Consider the following 22,717-nt stretch of genomic DNA (forward strand, 5'->3'; position numbering starts at 1 on the left):
GTGGCTGGCCCCAGGGCATTTTAGTTGATCCCCCGCCAGCTCCTCCTCGTCGCAAATTCTAGCGAGGGACTGACTCCGACGGTGGCTCCATGGAGAGTAGAGTGGCGATGTCTTTCGACTTGCCGCCTTCTCAAATTCCCACATCGATAGTTCCTGATTTGCCCGAGCTTCAGCCGGTGTGCCAGAGCGGCTCTGGATTTGGCACGGCGGACGTGAGGGGTTTTCGGGCGCTTCGAGGTAGTCGGGGCCCTTCGTGGAGCAGATAATCCGAAGGCGCGACTATAGCGGAAAGCCCGCATGCGCGGGTTATTGTTGTTGCCCGTCGCCATTATGTTCATCAGCTTTCGCGCTGGCGGCTGCAAAGGACTCGGGTCCTTCGACGTTAGCAAAGGCCGTTTGAGCCTGCCTTTGTAGCCTTGAAGATTCTTTGATGAGGGGCAGAGGGACGACTGTCTTCACATTTGAGGTAAAGCGCCCCCATCACCTTGAAGTGGAAGAGCCGCGACCGTTTCTACCACCGCCATAGGGTGGTTATCGAACACGCTTGCACATCGCTAATCTTGGAGAACGTGTATTACTAGTTCCGGGCGGCGTTGCCGACGCGGTTCCCGGCGTTCTGCGTCGCATTGACGGTATTGGCGGCGTCGCGGCCGACACCTTTGATGGTGTTTGCGCATGAGGCGAGGCTGAGCATAAGCAGGCACGTAGCGGTGAGGGCTGAAATGTACTTCATATCGAACGTCCTTGTGTGTGGAACGATGACGCAAAACGAGCAGGCGTCTGCTTCTGCATCTAATGAACTTGGAACAGTTTTGTTCCAGCAGCTCTCAGTTGAGAACGACACTTAAAAAGGCCCGGTGCTGAAAGCACCGAGCCCTTTGCGCGCTGGTTTCTGTGAGGGACTGACACCAGCTGACAATGCCGCTGTGAAAGCATTGTCGAGAGCAAACAGTTCAGCTCGACTAAAGTTCCCGGGTACCTGTTGGGCACAATAATATGAATGAAAAGCCCGGCGGATCAGTGACCAGCGCCGGGCCTTGAGCGGACCAGCACAGGGCGATGCTGATCCCGCAGCGTCCTAAGACATCGCTGCATCCTACCAACAAGGGAGGTCTGAAAAAGTTCCCGACCGTTCATTTGATCGGCCGCGATATTGATACTGCTTGATAAAGATATCGAGCCGAGCTTGCCGAAAAGCCCGGCGGCGCTCGCGTCTAAAGCGTGTTGGGAGATTGCCAAAAGGGGAAGCGCCAAGGCAAGGGCCTTGATGGACGAATTCAAGACAGCAGGCGCACTCGATCCAGGAACAGTATTGGATTATCCAGGAACAAATGATGGACAGCATTTCACCTCGGCAACTTGAGTTCCTTCCGGGTGCACACACAGGTCCTGGCCCCGCGTGGGCGTGGCCCCTTTAACTTTATGCGAGCCCCTGACCATGAGGCAGTCTCGGATCCAACGTCGCCTGTGTTCTCAACAAGCTAGAATTCGAGAAGCCGAACGGAAAGCATCTACCGGATTAACCAAAGGCGCAGCGCCAACCGTGCATGCTATCCGAAAGACGGTCTTTCCGTGCCAGTTGGTTCCTATTGCCAATCAGATGATGATTTATGCCTCTAATCGATTAGCCGGTTTGCGACGGCACCGGATGCTCGATATCGCCGAAGAGTTGGGAATCTTTCAGACAGAGCGCGGACGCTGCAGGCGGGGTGGCGACATTGAATGCGAGCTTGGCGAGCAAACCATCACGGAATGACACCAATCACCAGTATGCCAGCTTCCTCTGCCGCTCTAATGAGGGCGGCACGTGCATCTTTGACCGGACGATTACCGTATAGAGCATCCAAGCACGTCTTCACAGCGACAATGTATTCCTCACCGTCGTCTGACGGCCAGGCAAGCATCAGCGCCTCGGCCATATCATGAAGTGATCTGACGAGCCTGTTCTTTTTCTGTCCGCTCATAACAAGCATCAGAGGAGCGAACTCTTCGCTTCTGTGCCGTTTCATTACACTGACCCCTTGCATGGCTCGCCAATTCCTTCACCATGCAAGAACCTCTCCTGAAACCGATCCGGCTCCGCCGTCCGATGCGGGCCGGCTGGCCGCTACATTGGGGAGGGACTGTCGAGAGTTCCTCAACAACGACGAAACCTCCCTAATGGCCTTTTGTGAATAAGCTTGGAACGATGTAGGCCCGATGGCTCCGAGGGGAAGTGGGACCAAAGTCCGACTGGTAAGTCTTGGTCCCGCTATTCATATTAGAAGGATGTCAAAAAACGAGGTTCCTTTGAGGGAAGGAACGGGAGGAGTGATGATATGAAATTTGGTTCTGACAGCTTCAGCCACGAACAAAGCTGCGCGCAAGGTCACAGTTCTGCGTCTACCATCGCGACAATTCAGTCCGCGCTGTCAGCTGATCCAGACATCGACAGCAGCGCAATTACGATCCAAATGCTAGGATCCGTAGTCATCCTGGAAGGCTATATCACGAACGCGGGGGACCGAGACAAGGCGATCTCGATAGCTGCGATGATCGTCGGCTTTGAGAATGTTCATGACCGTATGTTGAGCCGCTTTTCAACGCAATAGGTCGTAGTGACACCTCCCGCCCCTTAACCGAGCTAGTGGTCTTAATCACGTCGCATTCGCGCGGAGACTGCTGCCGTCTTCCTCCTGCTTCAACGCGCTACCGGGGTGCGATTCAAAGGCGAGCCCCGGATGTCCGCCGGTTCGGGGCGAGGAGCGAGCTAGGTCAGCACCTTAGACCAAGAGGAATGCATCACCGGGGGGAGGGGCATTGTCCAATCATGCATATCAAGGAACCCGGAAAATCACCGGCCGTGTCGCGCATACGGATCTCGGCAAAAATCGCGATGACGTCATCCGGCAGGCCGATGCGATCGGCGATTTTTATGGCCTCGATCTAGAGAGATCGTTCAGAAAGGAGCGTCGCCTGAGCTGAACATCTGAGATGCGCGCGAAGTAGAAACTACAATCTCATTGTGCTTGGCGTCAGTCGTCGCGTTGGCGACGAACTGTCGTACGGTGATAATTCGCATAGGTTGCTCGCTGCAGCGGATCGCTCTTTGATCCTGATCGAAACTAAGCTTTCGGTGAAAGTGTCCATAGAATGGGGGTGAAAGTGTCAATAGATGTTTGGAACCAGTGTCCTGCAGGTGCTCTCGAGCAATCGCAAAGTTGTCTATCGATTGCGGTGCGGATCCCGTCGCCGGTCGGCAGACTGACTCAACAAAATATTGTTCGCCGGCCCAAAAATCTCGCACTCCGATCGTTGGCGCGGGTTAATCCCCGACCCGTCGAGTCCCCCGCATCCTCGCCTTTCGCAGGATAAGGGCATCGAGGTGCGAGTTCGGTTCGGTGAAGGCGTCCGCATCTAACACTTTAATTCTCGGTCGGCATATTCGACGATCCGGCCGGGCGATGAATCAGAAGCGCGCCATCACTCCCCGCGAACTGGTCGCCATGCGACCAATAAGCGAGATTGACCTCTGCCGCCCCTTGTGAGGAGCAACTGATCTTGGCGCCAGCCATCTGGTTCTTCCATCATTTGTCCTCCGCCTTCGCTGGGCGCAAGTGTTGCCTCGTCTGGCCTTCGATCAGGTTTACCGCGCGGATTAGTCATCGGCTACGATCGAGCTTGCTCAGGCATGCAGGTACTGGCACTGGCTGCTATCCGATAAAGGTGTGCTGCCGAATAACCGCAACGCTCGCCGGTCAGATCGTCATGGAAGGGCTTCCTGAAAATCAGACTCCAGCCACGGGTCCGTGCGATCGCCATCATTCCAGCCGCCTTCGTCACCATCTGGTACGGCGACAAGAACCATTCAGCCGATTTGGCGGTTGGGGAGGCGTTAAGACGTGGGGGCGGAAAACCCGCTTTTGCCTTACATTGATCGAAGAGAGCGTTGTCATCGTGCTTCCCGCAGCTGTCCGCAGAAATGGGCAGCGCTGTGAATTTGTCGAGGGCATGCCGAACCAGTTCGAGGCCAAGACGTTACACATTGGAGGCGGACGGCGTGCATCCTATGGTCCGATCCTAGAGTCGATCGACACACCGGAGCTTACAGATGCCTGTGGAACGCTTTCGTAATCGAAGGATCCTTGTCGTCGAGGACGAATACATGCTCGCCACCGATCTCCAACGCGAGCTGGAAGCGATGGGGGCTATCGTCATTGGGCCTGCGGGACAGCTAGATGCCGCATTGGACCTCGTCCAGGGGGAGGATGCCATCGAGGCGGCGATACTGGACATCAACTTGGGAGGTGAAGAAGCCTATTCTGTCGCGGACCTTCTGATAAGCCGGAAGATTCCCTTCGTCTTTGCCACAGGGTACGAGCGCTCAACCATTCCAGCCAGGTTCAAGGCAGTGCCGATTTGCGAGAAGCCGATCAACCTTGAGAAAATCGTGGCAACAATATTCGCCGTGGCCCGAGAAGGAAGTTTGGAGTGATGAGGATACCACGCCCGCTGCTGTGGAGTGAACTAGGGACGACGGATCCGGAGACGAAACGCCGAACCATCAACATGACCCTACTACCACGAACTTCAATCGACGAGAGGAGCCAGGCAAATGCCGGCAGAACCAAGAGAATTCTTCATGAGCTCGAACGGCGACAGGTGGTTTCTTGACGACGATCAAGCTAGCCCCGATCCCATCGTTATCCATCGCGCAAACTTGTCTTCAGGCGGCGCCGAGACGACGTGGTCCATATCGAGCTTTCTCAAGATCGCAGCGGATCATCCGCAAGGACGGGCTCTTCGTGAATTCCTCCAAGACCATCCAACCCCGGACCGCCAGTCGAATAATGAAAGCTCTCCCTCGCGCCCGAAGGATTCGAATCCATATCCTTGGGCTCGCAAGAGCGAGCGGGATGACTGAGTGATCTCAGGTGTAGGTCAGGATAGCTTCACGCGCCGGGTCAGGCTCGGTCGTAAGTGAACGATGTCAGCAGGGTCGTCACGAAATTGCTCGCCCGTTCCTTGACAAGCACCTCGGTCCACTCGTCGGTTCCTCGAAGTCGCAGATCGGAATAGATGCTGTCGACGGCGGCTTCTTCGATGCGCTTGATATGTGCCTTGAAGTTTGCCTCGCCGCCGGCGTGGTACATGTCGCGGACGACCATGCGCAGGATTTCCTGGATTGCGATTTGCCACGACGTGTTGATCGCCTGGAGTTCGTTCGTATCCTGTCCCATGGGGCTCCTTTCATTTGGCCGGACCCCCAGCATGACGCCTGCTGTCGGGTCGGCACGGTACGGGCTAAGGCTAGGCTTGTCTTGCCTTGCGGTTGGCGTAGCGCCGGTCGCGTTCGGCCTTTCGCGCAGCCTCATCTTCGATCACCCGCGCTATTCGCGCTTTTTCGGCGCTCTCCCGCGCTTCGATTTCGGCGACTGCTGCCGCTTCAACGGCTGCCTGCCGCTCAGCCGCCTCGGTCGCGATACGCTCTTGCTCCTCAAGCTTCACGCGCTCGCGTTCAAGACGTCGCTCTTCACGAGCGGCTACAATGGCAGCGCGCTCGGCCTGCCGTGCCATCCGAGCCGGTTCTCCGGCAGTCATCGCCGCCCGGTAGGTATTGAGGAGAGCTGCTTTAGCGTCAGCGGATGCGGTGCGGCGGTCGGCGACTTCGTTGTTTCTGGCTTTTTTCATTTCTTATCCCGATAATGAGTGCAGACGCAGTTTAGCGCGTCTTGGCGCGTTTGGCGATGAGTTTGGATGTTCCCGACATGCGGTCGGCTAGCTCCTTGGCTTGCCGTGCCGCTCGCAGCCTGAGCGTCTTGGCATCCCGGGCCTGAGCGACGGATTCCAGCTCTTCAACCGCGTTATTCTTGGCAAAGAACTGCGCCTGGGTGTCGCCGAACGCGATCTCTGCCTGCTGGCAGGATTCGCTGTGTGCTTTTGTCATTGGAACCTTACCTAGTCGGGCCAACGCCCCGAAACGGAAAAGGCCAGGCAAAATGCCTGGCCTTGATGATAGCTTCCGACAGTGCCAGTACATCCGTGGTCAAAGGGAAGCAGATATCAATTTATGCGGACTGCAGATTGGTAGCCGACATCTTGCCCGACTTATTGTCGCGCTCCAGCTCGAAGCCGACCTTCTGACCTTCGACGAGTTCGCGCATCCCAGCACGCTCGACCGCGGAAATGTGAACGAACGCGTCGGCGCCGCCATTGTCAGGCTGGATGAAGCCGAAGCCTTTGGTGGAATTAAACCATTTTACTGTGCCGGTGGTCATGATGAACCCTTTCAAAGCATAGAGTGAAGGACCGCGCAGCCAATGCTACGCAGATAGGAACCGACTATTTTTGAAAGGGAAGTTCGCTTAAAGCGCGGTGCCAATCGCGCGGTAGACAAAGCTCGGCAAGCAAAAGATCGATGACGCATCTATAGGGAATTAAGGTTGATCCGTCAACGGTTAGTTTTCTCGCGACGGCACTTTCACTCGGAGGTTGTATTTCTCTAAGATAATAGGGGATAGCGCCCGCGCCATGGCGACTCCTGCGAACGGAATTTCCATGGTTGATGAGTCATCCCCGGATACAGACATATCAAACTGAAACAGGAGATGGCATGAAAGAGGCCACGCCGGTTGAGAGAATGGATCACGGAGATGCAAGTGATGATAGAGGGACAGTTACACTTCCAGCCTTTCGGCCTACTTTTTGGGGTTCACAGATCTCAACAAGGGAGTTGGAAGCATGACTGCCTCTTATGATTATCATATCGGCGTCGACTACGAAAATCCTACTGGTGGTGCAGGACAGCAGCGGCAAGCGAGCCCGGCAGGTCTGGGCTGCGCTCCTGCAGGAGAACCGGAAACCGGGAGCCGAACGCCATTCTGTGACCGAAGCCACGGGCATCAGGGTCACTTATTGGTGCATGGTTCAAGAACCGACGGACGGAAACCCTGTCCAGCGGACGGAAAAGATTTGACGATCGGTCAAAACGCCGGTCAAACCATAACCGAACCCAAGGAAAAGCCGGCAAATGGCGGTGTTTTGTCCCTTGTGTTCTTCATTGGAGAGCGACGATGAGTTGGAAGGCGCCCAAGATCGAGTACGTAAACGGCTACAAGATTGTGGAGATCGACGGGCCTGTTTTCAAAGTTTACGATGGCACGCTTCAGATTGGTGACGATTTTCCCTACCCCGGCGAAGCCGCTGCTTTTGCAAGGTCCCTCCCAAGGCGAGGCGCCCCCACCGGGGTAAGCAGGCAAGACTGAGATCCATCATGGTCGAAAAGAGGAAGACTGATGCCGTCCGAGGACTTTTTGGCAGCGTATGACCAGGCTTGGGATCAATTTGTCACTCCGAAGAAGGGTCTAGTCAGTCGGGTAACTCAAAGTCATTCCTTCACGCCCGGCGTAGCCGTGTCCAATATGTAGTCCTATAGCGACAGCTTCAGGTGGCTGCGGTTGGCCGACGCCACCTCCGCAGAAACAGGCAGGGTTTCTAACTCGCTCGGCCGGAGCTTGACTCGGTTGAGTCTTCCCCGCCACACACCGCGCAAAAATGTCTCCCTATAGCGCGACGATCAGGATGAGACGGCGTATTGCCGCCGCGCAGTCTCCCAAAGCGATTATAGATATACTTCACTATCGTCAGACAGGGTCGACGCAGTCATTCTGATAGCGAACATCATAGGCTACCCAAGGAGAAGGAATGCGGCGAGATCTTCTGACCGTTCCGGAGACACGAAAAAAGGTCTCCGATCCATATCATGTTGGATACTTGCAAATAAGCACGGAATAAGCGTCGAGGATGCGCGCCGGATTATCAACTTACATCGCTCGTCAGACCGGGCCGCATATCATCTGAAAAGCACGCTCTGACCACCTGTCGTCGTTCTCGCAGGTCATCGGCGAGTGAGGCCTGGTCTTCGAAACCCTTGCGAGTTCTTACTCGTGAACGCAAGACCCAAACACGAACAGGGCAACACTTCGTCGACGTGCGGGTTATGTTGGACGGGCTCATAGCAACAGCTTGGGCAGGGACATCATTACCGTCAAACAATCAACGGCGTCGACCTGCCAGATATCGTAACGTTTGGACAGTTGCACCTGCGGGAGCGAAGCAGGCTCAAGGGCGTCCGATAATCTCGTCCTATCTTCAGGCATTAAGGACCGTCGCCCCTGGGAGAGCGTAGCTCAAGCGGCGGCGAGGATAGCCTGATTGATCGCCAATGAAAGTGCGCCGTATGGTCCGTCGTGCCGTACTCCGTTGACGAAAAACGTCGGTGTTCCGTTGACGCCGCCTCGGACGACGCCAATGAAGTCCTCCCGGACTTTCTCTACAAACGTACCGGACGCAAGGGCATCGCGCAGCGCGATTGGCGAGAGCTTGAGTTCTGAGGCGAGCGCGATGAGAAGCGAGACGCTTAATCGGTGCTGATTAGCGAAGATGGAACGGTTTATCTGCCAGAAGAGCCCGCGACTGCCGGCATATTCTGACACTTCAGCGGCCGTACTGGCCAAGGGATGCACCTCAACCAACGGGAAAGCTCTTCGCTGGACGAGGTGGCTCGCCTCAAACGTCTGAGGGAACTTGCCATCTTTTCAGCCGGTCCGGATCCGGTGCTAGATGCGCTGGTCGACGCTGCCTGCCGCGCGGCCGGCACGCCGATCGGCCTTGTCACATTGCTTGATGGCCAACGCCAATGGTTCAAGTCGAAACGAGGTATTGAAGGCGAAAGTTCTTCCAGAGCGGACGCCTTTTGCGACTACACAATTCGATCGTCGAAGCTTTTTATCGTACCAGACGCTCTTCGCGATGTACGCTTTGTCGATAATCCCTTCGTCATTGGAAGTGACAAGATCCGCTTCTATGCCGGCGTCCCCCTAGAGATAGAACCGGGGCTTCGGCTCGGCTTACTCTGCGTTCTCGATCGGGTGCCCAGGCGCCTTGGAGTCGAGGTACGCGGCTTACTGGATCGGCTGGCGCGCTGCGCCGTGGAACGTCTCCTGCAATTTGAAGACCGTTATTTGTTGTCTCGGATCGACTCTGGTCGCCTGGATCGGGCGTATGCCGATAAAGCGGCGCTGGCGCTTGCGGAGGAGGGGCTCGCAAACGGCCTTTTCGTGCTCCACTATCAGCCTAAGATTACGCTTGATACGGGAAGGCGCTTTGGTTTCGAAGCACTGTTGAGGCTTCAGAAAGCCGATGGATCGGCAATCGGTCCCGCGGTCTTTTCCGCGGCACTCGACCAGCCCATGTTGTCCAGGCGCATCGGGAGCCATGTACTACGGTGCGCCGTCGCACAAGCCAGTTCAGGCCTTCGAAGCTGCCGGCGATCGCAGCAGATCGATGAAGATCCAGCTGGCGTTCTAGCGAAAGGATAGCAGAGATTTGGGCGGCCGTGTTCTTTGCGGTGCGCCCGCCGTAGAAGTTGGGAAGCGGATGACCGAAGAGGTTACGCTGCTAAGCAATGGCGTAGGGATACCCGAGATCACAGGAAAATGCACGACGCGACAAATTAGGGGCTTCTACCAACGAGCGTCGTGCTTGCCGTCGCCATCAAGCTGCAAATTTCGAGGCAATCCGCCCCCTGATTCCGAAATGATGTCGCCCCCCAATTCCGAGAAATAGTCGCCCCCTTATTCCGAGATGATGCCGCCCCCTTTGGCGGGCATCTGGCAAGGGTGTTCTGCAGGTGTGAAGTTCCTTCCGTCGATGGTGACATGGAAGGACCGGTATGCCTGCGGAGAGACTGGAGATGCGGCGTGTCCGCGAGATATTGAGATATCGCTTTGAGCAAGGACTTGGGCACAAGTCGATTGCGGTGCGGGTTGGGACTGCGCCGTCGACGGTGCGCGAGACGCTACGGCGGGCAGCGGTTGCCGGGTTGTCGTGGCCTTTGGGCGACGACGTCAGCGATACGGTCCTGGAGGCAGCGCTTTATAAGGCGGCCGGAACGAAGATAGGACACCGCCGCGCACCGGAGCCAGATTGGGCGCAGGTCCATCGCGAGCTGAAGCGCAAGCATATGACGCTGCAGATCCTGTGGGACGAATACATCGGTCTTCATCCGGATGGATATCGTTACAATCGCTACTGTGACCTGTACCGGGGCTGGGCGTTGAAGCTGCCTGTGACGATGCGCCAGGATCATGCGGCCGGCGACAAACTGTTCGTCGATTATGCCGGCGACACCGTTACCCTCGTAGTCGACCGATTGTCCGGCAAGACACGACAGGCGCACCTGTTCGTGGCGGTTATGGGCGCGTCGAGCCTTTCATATGCACATGCGCGCTGATGCCTTCCTTATCGCAGATTAGGCTCGCGCCTATCGGCGGCGGCCCCCATCTGCTGCAAGGCACACATACATTTCGCTCAAAGCGGGGGTGGTCGTCGGAAAGATCATAAGGGATTGATAGTGAGAAACCTTCTCGAGCTCATTCCGGTGACGCTGTAGGGATAAATCAACGCCATCATGTAAAGGATGTCGGCTCGTCAATCGGAGCTAACTGCTCAGTGTTGGCGACGCTACATCCTATGCCTTTGCTCGCAACAGTGCGGCCGCAATATCGACGAATCCAAGGCCAGCGGGTTGCGATGAAACCCATCGAGGGCGGTGCGGAAGCTTGTCCAGGACGGACATAATGTTCCTCACGCCAAAGGAATTAGGGATGTAGCCGAACATGGGCGCATCGTTGCGTGAATCACCAACGAAAGCTGTTAGTGAAGGCGTAGCAAGGCAATCAACTGCGAAGACATCACCGATTAGGCGCTCGCTCATGGCCCTCTTGTCATAGCTTCCGATCCACGTATTGATATGAATGGAGCTGATGGCGACGGTCGCGCCCATTTCCCGGATCTGATCGGCTAGGCTATCGACCTGTTGGACGGGCACGCCACCAATGTCGATTGCAACGTCCGCCAGTCGGAAGGGCTGATCATGGGCGATCCGGAATCGGGAGCGGGTGGATCTAATAATCTTCTCGATTGCGTCGAGATGTTCACGCTGGCGTCGCGCCTGCAGTGCGCCGTTTTCCCAGAAGTCGAACGCGATCTGGCCATCTCGCCGGAAAACAGCAAAGGCTCCGCTCTCGCCGATGACCGCGGCCACCGGCCAAGCTCGAACGATATGTTCGCACCAACCAGCCGACCCTCCCGTAACAGGAATGATTGAAATCCCGGCGCGGTAGAGATCCCAGAGGGCTTGGTAAGTCTGCGGTAACAGCTGACCTTCTGTCGTCAGGGTGTCGTCAATATCGGTGAACAGGTAACGCACGTCGCGTAGGTCCGCCGGCGATGGGGCAGCGCCTATGAATGTCATGAATGCTCCTCGCCGCACAACACGATGTCCGTGCTGCTTGCTGCGCACGCGGCAACAACACCTTCGTCGTCAGGCAGTCGGTCGGTGTAGAACCGGGTCAGTTTGTTGAAGGGAGCGACGCGCACCGAAGCATTGCGCATCCACTTGCTGGCATCAGCTACCAGAAAACAGCTCTTTGAATTTTCGATAATGGCGTTGGTGATCTGCGCTTCACTGTAGCTGAAGTCCATCAGTCCGTGAATGGGACTGAGAGCACCGGCTCCGACAATGGCGTGCGTGGCATAGAACTTTTCGAAAAACCGTATGACGTCGGCGCCGACGACGTCCCGGTCGTCATGACGTAATAGGCCACCGGTCAGGTGCACCTCGATACTTGAGGCGTCGCAAAGGATGAGAGCGACGTGTATATTGTTGGTGACGACCGTGAGGTCTTGGTGATTCCGCAGCGACTCGGCGACAAATTGGACGCTGCTGCCGATCCCAAGGAAGACCGTGGAGTCCGGACCGATATCGCCTGCGACGCGTCTTGCGATGCGCCGTTTTGCAGCACTGTTCAACTGGGCCCGGGCATTGACAGAGATGTTCCTCCCTTCGACTGGCACATCGACGCCGCCATGGAACCGCCTGGCATAGCCAAGGTCGCAAAGCGCGTTTATATCGCGCCGGATCGTCTGCGTCGTCAGGCCGAAACGTCGAGCCAAATCCTCAATGAACTGCGTCCCCTCATTCTCGATGAGCGCGAGCATGTCGCGTTGTCTGCTTGATATCATTCCGGCCCCCTGCACGCCTTCAAGTCAGAAAGAGACTTGGGTTATCAGTAATGACACCTGCCAAGCCAGCGCCCCAGAAAGGAACGAGAAGATGCGGTGCATTGCATGTCCATGCCCTCACCTTGATCCCGCGATGGCTCGCCTCTTCGAGCAAGCCGAAGCTCAAGGCCTTGTAGTTTAGATGGATCGTGGTTGCCGGAATAGAGGTCAGAATTTCGGCCCAGTCACCGGGCAATTCGCTCCACAGCATGGCGAGCTCGTAGCTCGGATCGAGGCGATGCATTGCTTTCAGCGCTTCGACGTCGAAGCTCGAAATAATGATTTCAGTATGACGTGCACGTTGGCGGAGGTGAGAATGAACGGTTTCTGTCAATTGCGCGAGCGATGTGTGGTGCGCGTGCTGTTTGATCTCGACGTTGACGTTGAGTCCGAGCTCGCCGAGCCTGTCGATGGCAAGTGCGAGCGTTGGTAGCGCTTCCCCCCGGAAGGCTTCTGAAAACCATGAGCCTCCATCGATCCCTGCAAGATCGGCGGCTACCATGTCACCAAGCTTGCCGCGCGAGGAAGAGCATCGATCAATAGATGCGTCGTGGATGACGACAGCCGTTCCGTCCTTCAGTAGAGCGACATCGAGCTCGACCCATTTGCAGCCCTGTTCGGCTGCAGCCCGAAAGGCGGCAATCGTATTTTCTGGAGCAACAGCGGAGGCGCCCCGGTGTGCCTGGACCTCGTTGCGCGCTGGACCGGTGCGTGGGAGGGGAATTGTCATGTCGTTCTGGCTTTCATTTGGCTGTAATGAAGTGTCTACATTCGAGTTATGGTACCGATGCGACATCTGTTCGTTTGCCGGTCTCGCGGTTGAACGGATGCATGGCGCTTAGGGGTGCGTAGACCCGAAATTTCGCAGCTTCAGCGACGTTAGGACGCCCGGGGACACTGAGGATGGCAGTATGGCCGCTATCGCCAAAGCGGACATGGAGATGGCTTTCTCCACCGATCGGCTCCAAAAGCTCGGCAGTCGCGTCCAGGCGGATTGACTGTTCGGAGGGTTCGACCAGCGACAACTGATCTGGGCGTACGCCGACGATGTCGGTCCCCATGGGAAGCTTAAGGGTGCTTCGGTCGTTGGAGCCGGCGATGACCTCGATCGGCATCAGGTTCATCGGTGGAGATCCGATGAAACCAGCAACAAACAGGCTAGCAGGTCGGTCGTAGACCTCCACAGGCGAGCCTATCTGTTCGACCAGGCCGCCGTTCATCACCACCAGCCGGTCAGCGAGCGTCATCGCCTCGAGCTGATCGTGGGTGACGTAGATGCTCGTCGTTTTCAGCCGACGCTGGAGCCGGCGGATTTCCACACGCATCTGTACCCGTAGCTTCGCATCAAGGTTCGAAAGCGGTTCATCGAACAGGAACGCTGCAGGCTCGCGTACGATCGCCCTGCCCATCGCAACGCGTTGGCGTTGACCTCCCGACAGCTCGCGCGGTTTGCGCTCAAGCATCGGCCCGATCTCGAGAATCTCGGCCGCCTCATGCACACGCCGGTCAATTTCGGCCCGCGGTGTTCTCCGGTTTTTCAGCCCGTATTCCAAGTTGCCGCGGACCGTCATATGCGGATAGAGCGCATAGTTCTGGAACACCATGGCAATGTCGCGTTCTGCAGGCTCGGCATTGTTGACGTTACGCCCAGCGATTTCGATTTTCCCGTCGCTGACGGTCTCCAACCCGGCAACCATCCGAAGCAACGTAGACTTGCCACAGCCTGATGGGCCGACAAGCACGATCAGTTCGCCATCGGCAACAGAGAGGTTCACCCCTTTGACGGCCGGTACGGAGCCATAGTTCTTCTTCAGGTCGACGATTTCGATCGTGGCCATTCTTACTTCTCCGTTTCAACCAGGCCTTTGACGAAAAGGCGTTGCATGGCGAGGATGACGAGGACGGGTGGCAGGGCAGCGAGGATGACCGCCGCCATCACGAGGTTCCAGCGCGGCTCCGCATCTGCAACAGCCGCCATACGCTGGATGCCCATGACCACTGTATAGAGGCTCGGATCAGTAGTGACCAAAAGTGGCCAGAGGTACTGGTTCCAACCAAGCACGAACAGAATGATGAAGAGCGCTGCGATATTGGTCACGGAGAGAGGCAGGAGGATATCCCGAAAGAACTTCATCGGCCCGGCCCCATCGACGCGCGCCGCCTCCATCAGTTCTTCCGGCACCGTCAAAAAGAACTGACGGAAAAGGAAAGTCGCTGTTGCCGAAGCAATCAACGGAATGATCAGACCACCGTAATTGTTTAGGAGCCCGAGATCGGCAACAACCTTGAAAGTCGGGACGATGCGCACCTCGACCGGAAGCATCAAGGTGATGAAGATCATCCAGAAGGCGGCAGTTCGGAATGGGAAGCGGAAATAGACGATCGCAAACGCCGACAGGATGGAGATGGCGATCTTTCCGACTGCAACGCCAATCGCCATGACCAGCGAGTTGATCATCATTGGTCCGATTGGCGGCGCACCCGAACTCGTCATCCCGGCCGAAAGCATTGTTGCATAGTTCTCGACGAGATGGGGACCTGGAACCAGCGGAACCACGCCGGAGAGAAAATCAGTGCCGCTATGGGTGGACGCGATGAAAGCGACATAGACGGGAAAGACAACGATGGCGACACCGACAATCAGCACGAGGTGGGCCAGGAGGTTCAGGAATGGACGGTTTTCAACCACAGCGAAACCTCTTCAATACTGGACACGCCGCTCGATAAAGCGGAACTGGACTGCGGTGAGGCCAATGACAATCAGCATAAGGATCACGGACTGTGCGGCCGAGGATCCAAGATTAAGACCGATGAAGCCGTCGAAATAGACCTTGTAGACGAGGATTTCCGTCGCGCGTGCCGGCCCCCCCTGTGTCGTTGCATGGATGATGCCGAAGGTATCGAACATTGCGTAGACGATGTTGATGACCATCAGATAGAAGGTTGTTGGAGAAATTAGTGGGAACACGATCGTCCAGAAGCGCTTGACGGGACCGGCTCCGTCGATTGCGCCAGCCTCCTGCAGCGATCGCGGAACTGACTGCAGGCCCGCAAGGAAAAACAGGAAGTTGTAGGAGATCTGCTTCCATGTCGCCGCGATGACGATAAGCGTCATTGCATCGGTGGCATTGACGAGATGGTTCCAGTTAACCCCGATTGCGCGCAGCATGTAGGCCACGATGCCAATCGATGGATTAAACATGAACCACCATAAGATGCCGGCAATGGCAGGGGCGACCGCATACGGCCAGACCAGCAGCGTGGAGTAAATCCGCGATCCCCGCATGACCCTCATTGCCGCAACAGCCAGCAGAAGCGAGATTGACAGGGAAAGGAAGGTGACGAGCACGGCAAACACAATCGTATTGCCGAAGGCGCTTATGTAGATCGGATCCGCAAACAGCTTCCGGTAATTCGCGAACCAGACAAAAGTGGTCTTGAAGCCAAAAGCGTCATTACGCAAAAATGATTGCCAGAACGCCGTTCCAGCCGGCCAAAGGAAAAAAACAATTGTCACCACCATCTGCGGCGCGATCAACAGATAAGGCAACAACTTGTTCGGGAAGACGGTTCGCTTGGTCTGCATGGTCCCCTCACGCAAGAATAGATGGCAAGGAGAGAGCCGGCGCGGCCGGCTCTCTGACGTCGGGGACTATTGGTTGGCCGATTGGAAATCGCGAAGTTGCTCGTTGCCACGAGTAACCACAGAATCTAGCGCATCCTTGGCGGATTTCTTACCTCCAAGCAAGGCTGCAAACTCGTCATCGATAATGCCGCGTACCTGCACGTAGTTGCCAAAACGAATGCCCTTGGAGTTTTCCGTCGGCGCGACCCGTGTCAATTGCTTGATGCCAACCTCCGAGCCAGGGTTCTTTTCGTAATAGCCTTGGTCCTGGCCAAGCTTGTAGGCTGCTTCGGTAATTGGAAGATAGCCGGAGAACTGGTGCCAGTCGGCCTGGACTTCCGGTTTCTGGAGGTAGGTGTAGAACTTTGCCACTCCCTTATACTCTTCTGCCGGTCTGCCCTGCAGTGTCCAGAGCGTTGCGCCGCCGATGATGGAGTTCATCGGCTCCTTGATAACGTCGTCGTAATACGGCAGGGGCGCAAAGCCGACCTTGAAGCTCTTGGCATTGTTGATGACGCCCGCGCGGCCTGCTGAAGAGTTCATGTACATGGCGCAATCCTGCGAGTAGAACATCGGGGGAGCGTTGTCGCCACCACCCGGTCCTCCATATTTGAAAAGCCCCTCATCCTGCCACTTCTTCAGATTGGCCCAGTGGCGTACCGTGAGGTCATTGTTGAAAGTGAATTCGGCGTCAATGCCGCCGAATCCGTTGGCCTTGGTCGAATACGGTTTGTCATGCAGGGCGTTCAGATTTTCTGTCTGAATCCATGAGATCCACGCGCTCGTGAAACCGCACTTCGCAGCGCCTGACGTGACTATCTTTCGCGAGAAGGAGTCTACGTCTGCCCAGGTTTTTGGTGGCGTCTCTGGATCGAGCCCGGCTTTTTGAAAGACATCCTTGTTGTAGTACATGATTGGCGTCGAGGAGTTGAAAGGCAGGGACAGCACGTTCCCCTCGGTATCGGAGTAATAGCCCACTACGGGAGTGATAAACTTGCTCTGGTCCCACGCTTCGCCCTGATCCTTCATCAACTGGTAGATCGGGTAGATGGCACCTTTTGCGGCCATCATCGTGCCGGTCCCAACTTCATAGACCTGTACGATTGCGGGTTGCTGGTTGGCTCTGAAAGCCGCAATCGCGCCGGTGAGCGTTTCATCATATGTGCCTTTGAAGACGGGTACGATTTCATAGTCGCTCTGCGACGCATTGAACTTCTTGGCGATCTCTTCGAGCTTGGCGCCGTTTTCGCCTCCCATGGCGTGCCACCACTGGATCTTGGTCGCCGCAGACGCAGCCTGCGACGCGAGGAGAACTGCCGCTACACCTGCGGACAGGAACAAAGCCGTCTTTTTCATGCTCACTCCCTTTTTGGTTCAGAGCCTCCCGCTCCAAACTTGTCCGGGACCGTATCAGGCAAAGTTCATTTTGCAAGTGGTATATGTTCAAATGAACATTCGGCAGCCATGATCGGGCGCGGTCTACCTCCGCGCAGTGTTCATCTGAAATCAAACAAGATGCAATCCGCGCGCAGTGATCGCAGTCTGTGCGCAAGCATGCCACGAGGGAACTCGCTCGCGATCAAGGATACGCGGCTTGAGGATTAAAGCCCTGGCTCACCTGGTTCAGATGCTCTCTGACTGGTGCCCACCGTAAACTATATCACCTGCTATCCGAGCAGTCGGCAGTCGTCGGCAGCGTTCAAGGTCGTCCTCGATGCCCTTAGGGCAAAAGTCACATTGCCAATCAACACTTCCTCATTTACCCGACACGGATCCAGGCGCAATCGGCACGCCAAGTGACTATGAATTAGGAAGAGCTAATTAACTATAAAACAAATAGAGAACGTCACTGGAACATTAAAAGTTGAATTCGCTGCAGCCACGTTGCAACTTAATCGCTGTGATATCTTCCTCGAAGGTGGAGCGCGTGAGGTACATGTTCTACAGCCATGTTCGCACCTCTCTCCTTGCCGTTGTTCTCTACGGCGCGGTTGGTATTGCTCTTATCCAGCCGGACCTGTCGACCGAAGCGAAAGCACTTATTGCGCTGGTGGTGCTTGCGGCATTGCTGGCCCTTGTCGTGCTGACGATGGAACCCGCTCTGGTCAACCCCACTCAATCCTCTGAACCACCGCCGGCCGCGACGCTGACTCCAAATGAAATTGCCACTCTTCTATGGTTGATGCGACGGGGCAAACAGCGTTTTACGGAAACCTCCGAGAGCATATGGCTGATGCATCAAAAAGGCGTGGTCGTCCGCCCGTGGCAGCAATGTGACGCATGGATGATCAGTGGCAAGATGTGGGACAAGCGGGACGCCTTCATGTCGTCGAGGCTGTTGCTCTACACGCCGGATAAATTCCCTGCGAACGGCGCGTTCCTGTGAGCGATTTACTGGCCGGCTCTTGTCTGATTGAACAAAGCTTGTTTCGGGTCGCTGATATCCAGCAAGCCGTGATGATCAGAAGTCCCGGAGACCTTGTGCCAAACGTTGTAACTCCTTGAAAGCCCCATAACGCATTGCGTGGATGTCAGAGACTCTTCCGACCGAAGGAATGAATGTCTTTTCAACCATTGTCAGCCTATTCATCGCTTCACGAACATCGGCAAAACATCCCCCTGCCACGGCCCCGATGATTGCAGCACCCAAGAGGACTGGCTCTTCAGCCTTTGTCGCCACGACGGGCTTGCCGCATGCGTCGGCCAGGAGCTGGCGCACAAAGTCCTGCTGGCCGGCGCCGCCGCTGATGACAACATTTTCGCACTTAACACCAGCATCTGCCTGGGCATCGATGATCTGGCGCAGTCCGTACCCAATGCCGTAGAGGCCCGCAACGTAGAACTGGACAAGATTGTCGATGTCACGATCCATTCCTAGTCCTGTTATGACCGCACGCGCATGGGGGTCAGCGAGTGGCGCCCGGTTTCCAAGAAACTCGGGCACGACATGGATGCCGGTCACAAGTGAGACCGCATCGAAGGACACTGCGGCTTTTTGTGCGGCAAGTTCGGCAAGCATGACCGGAAGCGCCACCTTCCTGGATTTGGCAAGATCGAATGCCTCAGCTGAGGCCGGGTGGAAGGAAAGGAGCTGATCGATCGCTGCTCCGGCGGCACTCTGCCCACCTTCATTCAACCACAGTCCGGGGACCATCGCCGAGTAGTAGGGGCCCCACACCCCCTGTACGAAGGCTCGCTCGTTCGTCGATGTCATAGTGCAGGATGAGGTCCCAAAGACATAAGCGAGGTTCGACGTCGGTCCGCCACCGAACCCGACCGTTCCGATCCCGCCGGCATGGGCATCGATCAGACCGGCAGCGACCGCCGTGCCAGGGACGAGCCCCAGTTCTTCCGCCGCTTTTGGCGTCAGTCCATTGCCTAAAGCTGTTCCAGGCTCAACAATCGCCTGGCCGATGCGAGAAAATCCTTCCTCCGCAAGCGACCCCAGGCCGATCTGCTGGAAGTAGCTGGGATCCCAACGGTTTTCGTGAGCGAGATAGGTCCACTTGCAGGTGACCGTGCAGGTGGATCGGGAGAGATCACCGGTCGCGCGCCAGGTTAGGAAATCCGCGAGGTCGAAGAACTGCCACGCCGCGTCGAAGACTTGCGGCCTGTTTTCCTTCAGCCAGAGCAGCTTTGGTGTTTCCATTTCGGGCGAGATGCGGCCGCCAACGTAACGCAATACCTCGTGCCCAAGGTCGTTGATGCGTTCGGCCTGTGGCACTGCCCGGTGATCCATCCAGACAATGATGTTTCGATCCGAATCCTCGGAAGGACCGACGGGCAGCGGCGCGCCACCATCTCCGAGCACAACGAGCGAACAGGTCGCGTCAAAACCCACACCAACGACATTGCTCGGGTCGATAGCTGCGGTGCGAACGGCCTCCCGAACGCAGTAGCAAACAGCCAGCCATATCTCGCTGCTTGACTGCTCGACAATTGAGCCGGCTTCACGGTAGAGGGTGATGTCCCGTTTGGCGGAGGAAAGCATTCGTCCTGAAAGATCGAATACGCCTGCGCGAGCGCTTCCGGTGCCAACGTCAACGCCGATGACGTAGCTGGCGCCGGTTGGCGGTATTTGGGTTACGTCGCTCATGTTCTCGTTCTCCGGGCATGGATGGCTGACCTCCGCTTGCTGACGGAGATCTGCCTTAAAGGTCGACGCTATTTGGCAGGATGACCAGATCGCGTATGGTCACGTTGCGCGGTCTGGAAAGCATGAACAGCACGCAGTCGGCGACTTCCTTCGGCTGCATGAGGCTTCCATTGGCGAGCGCCTCTTCCATTTTCGCCTTCGGCCAATCATCGAGAAGGGCGGTGACCACAGGACCGGGGAGGACAGCGCCAACCCTCACGCCATGCTGGGCAACCTGACGACGTGTGGAATGCACGAAGGCCTGGACCGCGAACTTCGACGCCGTATAAATTGGCTCCCATACAACCGGGACCATGCCGGCGATCGAGCTGGTGAACAGGATGTCTCCGGATTTTTGCGCAATCATATGGGGCAGAACCGCGTGAACCGAGCGGAAGGCCGCGTTGATGTTCAGATTGAGCATTCGGTCCCAGGCATCCGGGTCGCCTTCGGCCACCGGTCCGCCAATATAGGCACCGGCATTGGCATGGAAAATGTCGAGCCCGCCAGCAATCTCAAGAATCCGGGGCAATATCCCCGACAACTGCTTGCCGTCGAGAAGGTCGACGACGAGCGGGAAGGCGCGTTCGCCGAACTCCGCGCAGATCGCGTCAAGCTTGTCCTTGGCGCGGTCAATCAGAACGACGGTGGCACCCTCGGCATGAAGCGTGCGGGCACACTCCAGCCCGATGCCGGACGCCGAGCCGGTGATGGCAGCGACTTTGCCCTTCATGAGGTCGGTCATGGTTTTACTCCTGAATGATGTTAAGCGCGTCCATGGCTGACGCGGGAACGACGCGCTAGCGAGTCAACGATCACGGCAATCGCCAGGACGGCTCCAGTGATCATGTAACGCAGCGACGAGCTGAGGTTGAGCAGCGTGAGGCCGTTGGAAATTGCCTGGATGACGATGATCCCAAGCAGTGCCGAGTAGGCGCTGCCACGGCCGCCGAAGAGGCTGGTTCCGCCAATGACGGCGGCAGCGATGGCGTTCAAGTTCACATCGCCGGTACCCGCCTGCTGGCTGGAGGATGCCAGACGCGACGCGGACAGGATTCCGCCGATCGTCGCAAGTGTCGAGCAGAGCACGAAGGCACTCAGGTAGATGCGGCGGACGTTGATGCCGGCGCGCCTGGCTGCTTCGCGATTGCCGCCGACCGCAAACATCGAACGGCCCCACTTTGTCCGGGTCAGCGCATAGTTGAGGACCACCGCAATCGCAACGAACAGGCCGAACATCCACGGGATGCCTCTGCCGAGATTGAGATAGTAAGTCGCAAATTCGAGCGCGGCCGTCAGAACGATGGCCTTGATGACGGTCGCCGCGAAGGGTTGCGTTGACAGGTTCACCGCTGCGCGCTGTTTGCGCGTTCTGATGCCTTTCACGACGATGGCAGCGCCGGGGATCAGGGCGAGCAGATAGGACAGCCAGGCAGGCATCACCAGGATCTGGCCAAAGCGGACGAGCGATGACGCGTAAGGAAGGTTGATGCTGCCAGTCGGGCCGAGGATATAAAGCTGCATTCCGAGGAGCGCCAACAGACCAGCCAGGGTTGCGACGAAACTCGGCATGCCGAGCCGGTTGAACAGCACGGCGTAGATGGTTCCGACCAGAGCGCCAGCGGCGATGGCGGCAATGATCGCAACGGCGAACGGCAAGCCGTTGTTCACCCAAAGGACACCGAGAATGGCAGACGACAGACCGCTCATCGATCCGACCGACAGATCGATCTCTCCGAGCATCAGGACGCAGACAATGCCGAGCGAGATAACGCCGACGGTCGCACAGTCAAATAGCAGGTTTACCAGGTTGTTCGGCGCCAGGAAGATCGGATTCAACACCGAAAAGACAAGGGAGATGGCGATCAGTCCGACCGCAACGGGGAGCATGCCCAAGTCACCGGACTTAACGCGGTCAATGAAGGCACCGACCATCGCCATGACGCTATCGTCATGCCGGACACGCTCATCGCTTCGGTCGAGTGCAGCAGCCGGCGTGTTGACGGGGTTGATTGGTTTCTGGCTCATGCCGGTCTCCCGCTGGTTTCCTGGGCTCCACCGGATTTCCGCTCGATGCGGCGGGAGACGGAATTTTCTGTCGCGCCGGTTATGGCAGCGACGAGTTCATGATTGGACGCGTCGGGTGTAAACACGCCATTGTTCCTGCCGAGCCGCAGCACGACGATCCGGTCGGCGACGGCGCGGACATCCTCCATGTTGTGGCTGATGATGATGACGCCCAAGCCACGGTCGCGGACCCGCTCAATGAGATTGAGCACCTCAGCGGTTTGCGCCACGCCCAATGCCGCAGTCGGTTCGTCGAGCATGATGATCTTTGGATTGAGGAGGAGCGATCGCGCGATCGCCACCGTCTGGCGCTGGCCACCTGACAGCGAAGCTATCGGCTCTCTCACGGAAGGAATGCGTGCCGCAAGCTCCCTGAGCAAGGTCCAGGCGCGGACTTCCATCGCCACCTCGTCGAGCCCCCAGGGTGAAACTTCATGGCCAAGGAAGAGATTTGCAACGACATCGAGGTTCTCGCAAAGAGCAAGGTCCTGGAATACGGTCGCAATGCCGAGTTCAAGCGCAGTGCCGGGGCTGTCGAGCGTCACGCTCTGTCCGCAGAACTCGATTGATCCGGTAGAGGGCTGATGAACCCCGGCAAGGACCTTGACCAGCGTCGACTTGCCAGCGCCGTTGTCGCCAACAAGTGCGACGACCTCTCCGGCTTTCACTTCCAGTTCGATGTCGGTCAGCGCCGACACGGCACCAAAGTGTTTCGACACGTTGGTGAGCCGGAGGATGGGTTGTCCTCGCTCCGGCATATTGCTTGCTGTGGCGCTCATGGCTGA

Annotated in this window: 24 protein-coding genes and 3 pseudogenes; 8 read left to right on the top strand and 19 right to left on the bottom strand. The window is 57.0% G+C overall.

Features of this window, described 5'->3' with window-relative positions; genetic code table 11:
- Positions 1-577: 577 nt before the first annotated feature.
- Both RGCCGE502_RS18385 and RGCCGE502_RS18390 read right to left on the bottom strand, forming a co-directional pair.
- Positions 578-694 carry an entericidin domain-containing protein gene (locus RGCCGE502_RS18385; protein ID WP_019280130.1) on the bottom strand — a complete coding sequence of 39 codons (117 nt, stop codon included), beginning with the start codon at positions 692-694 and terminating at the stop codon, positions 578-580.
- Positions 695-1,745: 1,051 nt separating this feature from the next.
- Positions 1,746-2,027, bottom strand: coding sequence for a DUF982 domain-containing protein (locus RGCCGE502_RS18390; protein WP_016555691.1), 282 nt, complete (start codon positions 2,025-2,027; stop codon positions 1,746-1,748).
- Between the two features lie 291 nt (positions 2,028-2,318).
- Between RGCCGE502_RS18390 and RGCCGE502_RS18395 the strand changes: the two genes are divergently transcribed.
- Positions 2,319-2,591, top strand: coding sequence for a BON domain-containing protein (locus tag RGCCGE502_RS18395; protein WP_016555692.1), 273 nt, complete (start codon positions 2,319-2,321; stop codon positions 2,589-2,591).
- A gap of 208 nt (positions 2,592-2,799) precedes the next feature.
- A complete protein-coding gene (locus RGCCGE502_RS37355; protein ID WP_019280132.1) occupies positions 2,800-2,964 on the top strand; it encodes a hypothetical protein in 165 nt (54 codons plus the stop codon).
- Positions 2,965-3,306: 342 nt separating this feature from the next.
- Here RGCCGE502_RS37355 and RGCCGE502_RS39225 read toward each other — a convergent pair.
- Positions 3,307-3,554: pseudogene (locus RGCCGE502_RS39225) on the bottom strand (hypothetical protein); the annotation flags it as partial.
- An 85-nt stretch (positions 3,555-3,639) separates the two neighbouring features.
- Between RGCCGE502_RS39225 and RGCCGE502_RS39230 the strand changes: the two are divergent.
- Together RGCCGE502_RS39230 and RGCCGE502_RS18410 are read left to right on the top strand one after the other, a co-directional pair.
- A pseudogene (locus tag RGCCGE502_RS39230) lies at positions 3,640-3,841 on the top strand (Nramp family divalent metal transporter); the annotation flags it as partial.
- A 303-nt stretch (positions 3,842-4,144) separates the two neighbouring features.
- Positions 4,145-4,474 (top strand): response regulator, encoded by a 330-nt coding sequence (locus RGCCGE502_RS18410; protein ID WP_244441742.1) that lies wholly within the window; start codon positions 4,145-4,147, stop codon positions 4,472-4,474.
- Positions 4,475-4,943: 469 nt separating this feature from the next.
- On the opposite strand, the gene RGCCGE502_RS18420 is transcribed toward RGCCGE502_RS18410, so the two are convergent.
- From RGCCGE502_RS18420 to RGCCGE502_RS18435, 4 genes are all read right to left on the bottom strand, one after another.
- Entirely contained in the window at positions 4,944-5,219 is a 276-nt protein-coding gene (locus RGCCGE502_RS18420) for a hypothetical protein (RefSeq protein WP_016555696.1), read from the bottom strand.
- A gap of 70 nt (positions 5,220-5,289) precedes the next feature.
- Positions 5,290-5,670, bottom strand: a complete 381-nt coding sequence (locus tag RGCCGE502_RS18425) for a DUF6481 family protein (RefSeq protein WP_016555697.1) — start codon at positions 5,668-5,670, stop codon at positions 5,290-5,292.
- Between the two features lie 31 nt (positions 5,671-5,701).
- Positions 5,702-5,926 (bottom strand): hypothetical protein, encoded by a 225-nt coding sequence (locus tag RGCCGE502_RS18430; protein WP_016555698.1) that lies wholly within the window; start codon positions 5,924-5,926, stop codon positions 5,702-5,704.
- A 121-nt stretch (positions 5,927-6,047) separates the two neighbouring features.
- A complete protein-coding gene (locus RGCCGE502_RS18435) occupies positions 6,048-6,257 on the bottom strand; it encodes a cold-shock protein (protein ID WP_016555699.1) in 210 nt (69 codons plus the stop codon).
- Positions 6,258-7,052: 795 nt separating this feature from the next.
- Between RGCCGE502_RS18435 and RGCCGE502_RS18445 the strand changes: the two genes are divergently transcribed.
- Positions 7,053-7,244, top strand: a complete 192-nt coding sequence (locus tag RGCCGE502_RS18445; RefSeq protein WP_016555701.1) for a hypothetical protein — start codon at positions 7,053-7,055, stop codon at positions 7,242-7,244.
- A 924-nt stretch (positions 7,245-8,168) separates the two neighbouring features.
- Here RGCCGE502_RS18445 and RGCCGE502_RS18450 read toward each other — a convergent pair.
- Entirely contained in the window at positions 8,169-8,495 is a 327-nt protein-coding gene (locus RGCCGE502_RS18450) for a DsbA family protein (protein WP_019280137.1), read from the bottom strand.
- A gap of 3 nt (positions 8,496-8,498) precedes the next feature.
- On the opposite strand from RGCCGE502_RS18450, the gene RGCCGE502_RS37370 reads away from it, so the two are divergent.
- Positions 8,499-9,359 carry a sensor domain-containing phosphodiesterase gene (locus RGCCGE502_RS37370; RefSeq protein WP_016555703.1) on the top strand — a complete coding sequence of 287 codons (861 nt, stop codon included), beginning with the start codon at positions 8,499-8,501 and terminating at the stop codon, positions 9,357-9,359.
- Between the two features lie 374 nt (positions 9,360-9,733).
- Positions 9,734-10,270: pseudogene (locus RGCCGE502_RS18460) on the top strand (IS21 family transposase); the annotation flags it as partial.
- Positions 10,271-10,510: 240 nt separating this feature from the next.
- On the opposite strand, the gene RGCCGE502_RS18465 reads toward RGCCGE502_RS18460, so the two are convergent.
- From RGCCGE502_RS18465 to ugpB, 7 genes are all read right to left on the bottom strand, one after another.
- Positions 10,511-11,296, bottom strand: a complete 786-nt coding sequence (locus RGCCGE502_RS18465) for an HAD-IIB family hydrolase (protein WP_016555705.1) — start codon at positions 11,294-11,296, stop codon at positions 10,511-10,513.
- Complete coding sequence (locus tag RGCCGE502_RS18470) at positions 11,293-12,066, bottom strand: DeoR/GlpR family DNA-binding transcription regulator (protein WP_040675011.1); 774 nt, start codon at positions 12,064-12,066, stop codon at positions 11,293-11,295. The genes RGCCGE502_RS18465 and RGCCGE502_RS18470 overlap by 4 nt, the downstream gene beginning before the upstream one ends.
- Before the next feature lie 19 nt (positions 12,067-12,085).
- Positions 12,086-12,835: a glycerophosphodiester phosphodiesterase family protein gene (locus tag RGCCGE502_RS18475; protein WP_016555707.1), complete on the bottom strand. Its 750-nt coding sequence runs from the start codon at positions 12,833-12,835 to the stop codon at positions 12,086-12,088.
- A 46-nt stretch (positions 12,836-12,881) separates the two neighbouring features.
- Positions 12,882-13,943 carry a sn-glycerol-3-phosphate import ATP-binding protein UgpC gene (locus RGCCGE502_RS18480; RefSeq protein ID WP_016555708.1) on the bottom strand — a complete coding sequence of 354 codons (1,062 nt, stop codon included), beginning with the start codon at positions 13,941-13,943 and terminating at the stop codon, positions 12,882-12,884.
- 2 nt (positions 13,944-13,945) lie between these two features.
- Positions 13,946-14,794, bottom strand: coding sequence for a sn-glycerol-3-phosphate ABC transporter permease UgpE (gene ugpE, locus RGCCGE502_RS18485; RefSeq protein WP_016555709.1), 849 nt, complete (start codon positions 14,792-14,794; stop codon positions 13,946-13,948).
- A 12-nt stretch (positions 14,795-14,806) separates the two neighbouring features.
- Positions 14,807-15,691, bottom strand: coding sequence for a sn-glycerol-3-phosphate ABC transporter permease UgpA (ugpA, locus tag RGCCGE502_RS18490; RefSeq protein ID WP_016555710.1), 885 nt, complete (start codon positions 15,689-15,691; stop codon positions 14,807-14,809).
- 66 nt (positions 15,692-15,757) lie between these two features.
- Positions 15,758-17,086, bottom strand: coding sequence for a sn-glycerol-3-phosphate ABC transporter substrate-binding protein UgpB (ugpB, locus tag RGCCGE502_RS18495; RefSeq protein ID WP_016555711.1), 1,329 nt, complete (start codon positions 17,084-17,086; stop codon positions 15,758-15,760).
- Positions 17,087-17,666: 580 nt separating this feature from the next.
- On the opposite strand from ugpB, the gene RGCCGE502_RS18500 reads away from it, so the two are divergent.
- Positions 17,667-18,116, top strand: coding sequence for a hypothetical protein (locus tag RGCCGE502_RS18500; protein ID WP_016555712.1), 450 nt, complete (start codon positions 17,667-17,669; stop codon positions 18,114-18,116).
- A gap of 75 nt (positions 18,117-18,191) precedes the next feature.
- On the opposite strand, the gene RGCCGE502_RS18505 is transcribed toward RGCCGE502_RS18500, so the two are convergent.
- From RGCCGE502_RS18505 to RGCCGE502_RS18520, 4 genes are read right to left on the bottom strand one after another with little or no spacing between them, the layout of a single operon-like run.
- Positions 18,192-19,826, bottom strand: coding sequence for an FGGY-family carbohydrate kinase (locus RGCCGE502_RS18505; protein WP_016555713.1), 1,635 nt, complete (start codon positions 19,824-19,826; stop codon positions 18,192-18,194).
- A 55-nt stretch (positions 19,827-19,881) separates the two neighbouring features.
- Positions 19,882-20,610, bottom strand: coding sequence for an SDR family oxidoreductase (locus tag RGCCGE502_RS18510; protein ID WP_016555714.1), 729 nt, complete (start codon positions 20,608-20,610; stop codon positions 19,882-19,884).
- A gap of 20 nt (positions 20,611-20,630) precedes the next feature.
- Positions 20,631-21,893: a sugar ABC transporter permease gene (locus RGCCGE502_RS18515; protein ID WP_016555715.1), complete on the bottom strand. Its 1,263-nt coding sequence runs from the start codon at positions 21,891-21,893 to the stop codon at positions 20,631-20,633.
- Positions 21,890-22,711 (bottom strand): ATP-binding cassette domain-containing protein, encoded by an 822-nt coding sequence (locus RGCCGE502_RS18520; RefSeq protein ID WP_016555716.1) that lies wholly within the window; start codon positions 22,709-22,711, stop codon positions 21,890-21,892. Before RGCCGE502_RS18520 ends, RGCCGE502_RS18515 begins: the two co-directional genes overlap by 4 nt.
- Between the last annotated feature and the right edge of the window lie 6 nt (positions 22,712-22,717).

It is taken from the genome of Rhizobium grahamii CCGE 502, assembly GCF_000298315.2.
Taxonomy (GTDB): Bacteria; Pseudomonadota; Alphaproteobacteria; order Rhizobiales; family Rhizobiaceae; genus Rhizobium; species Rhizobium grahamii.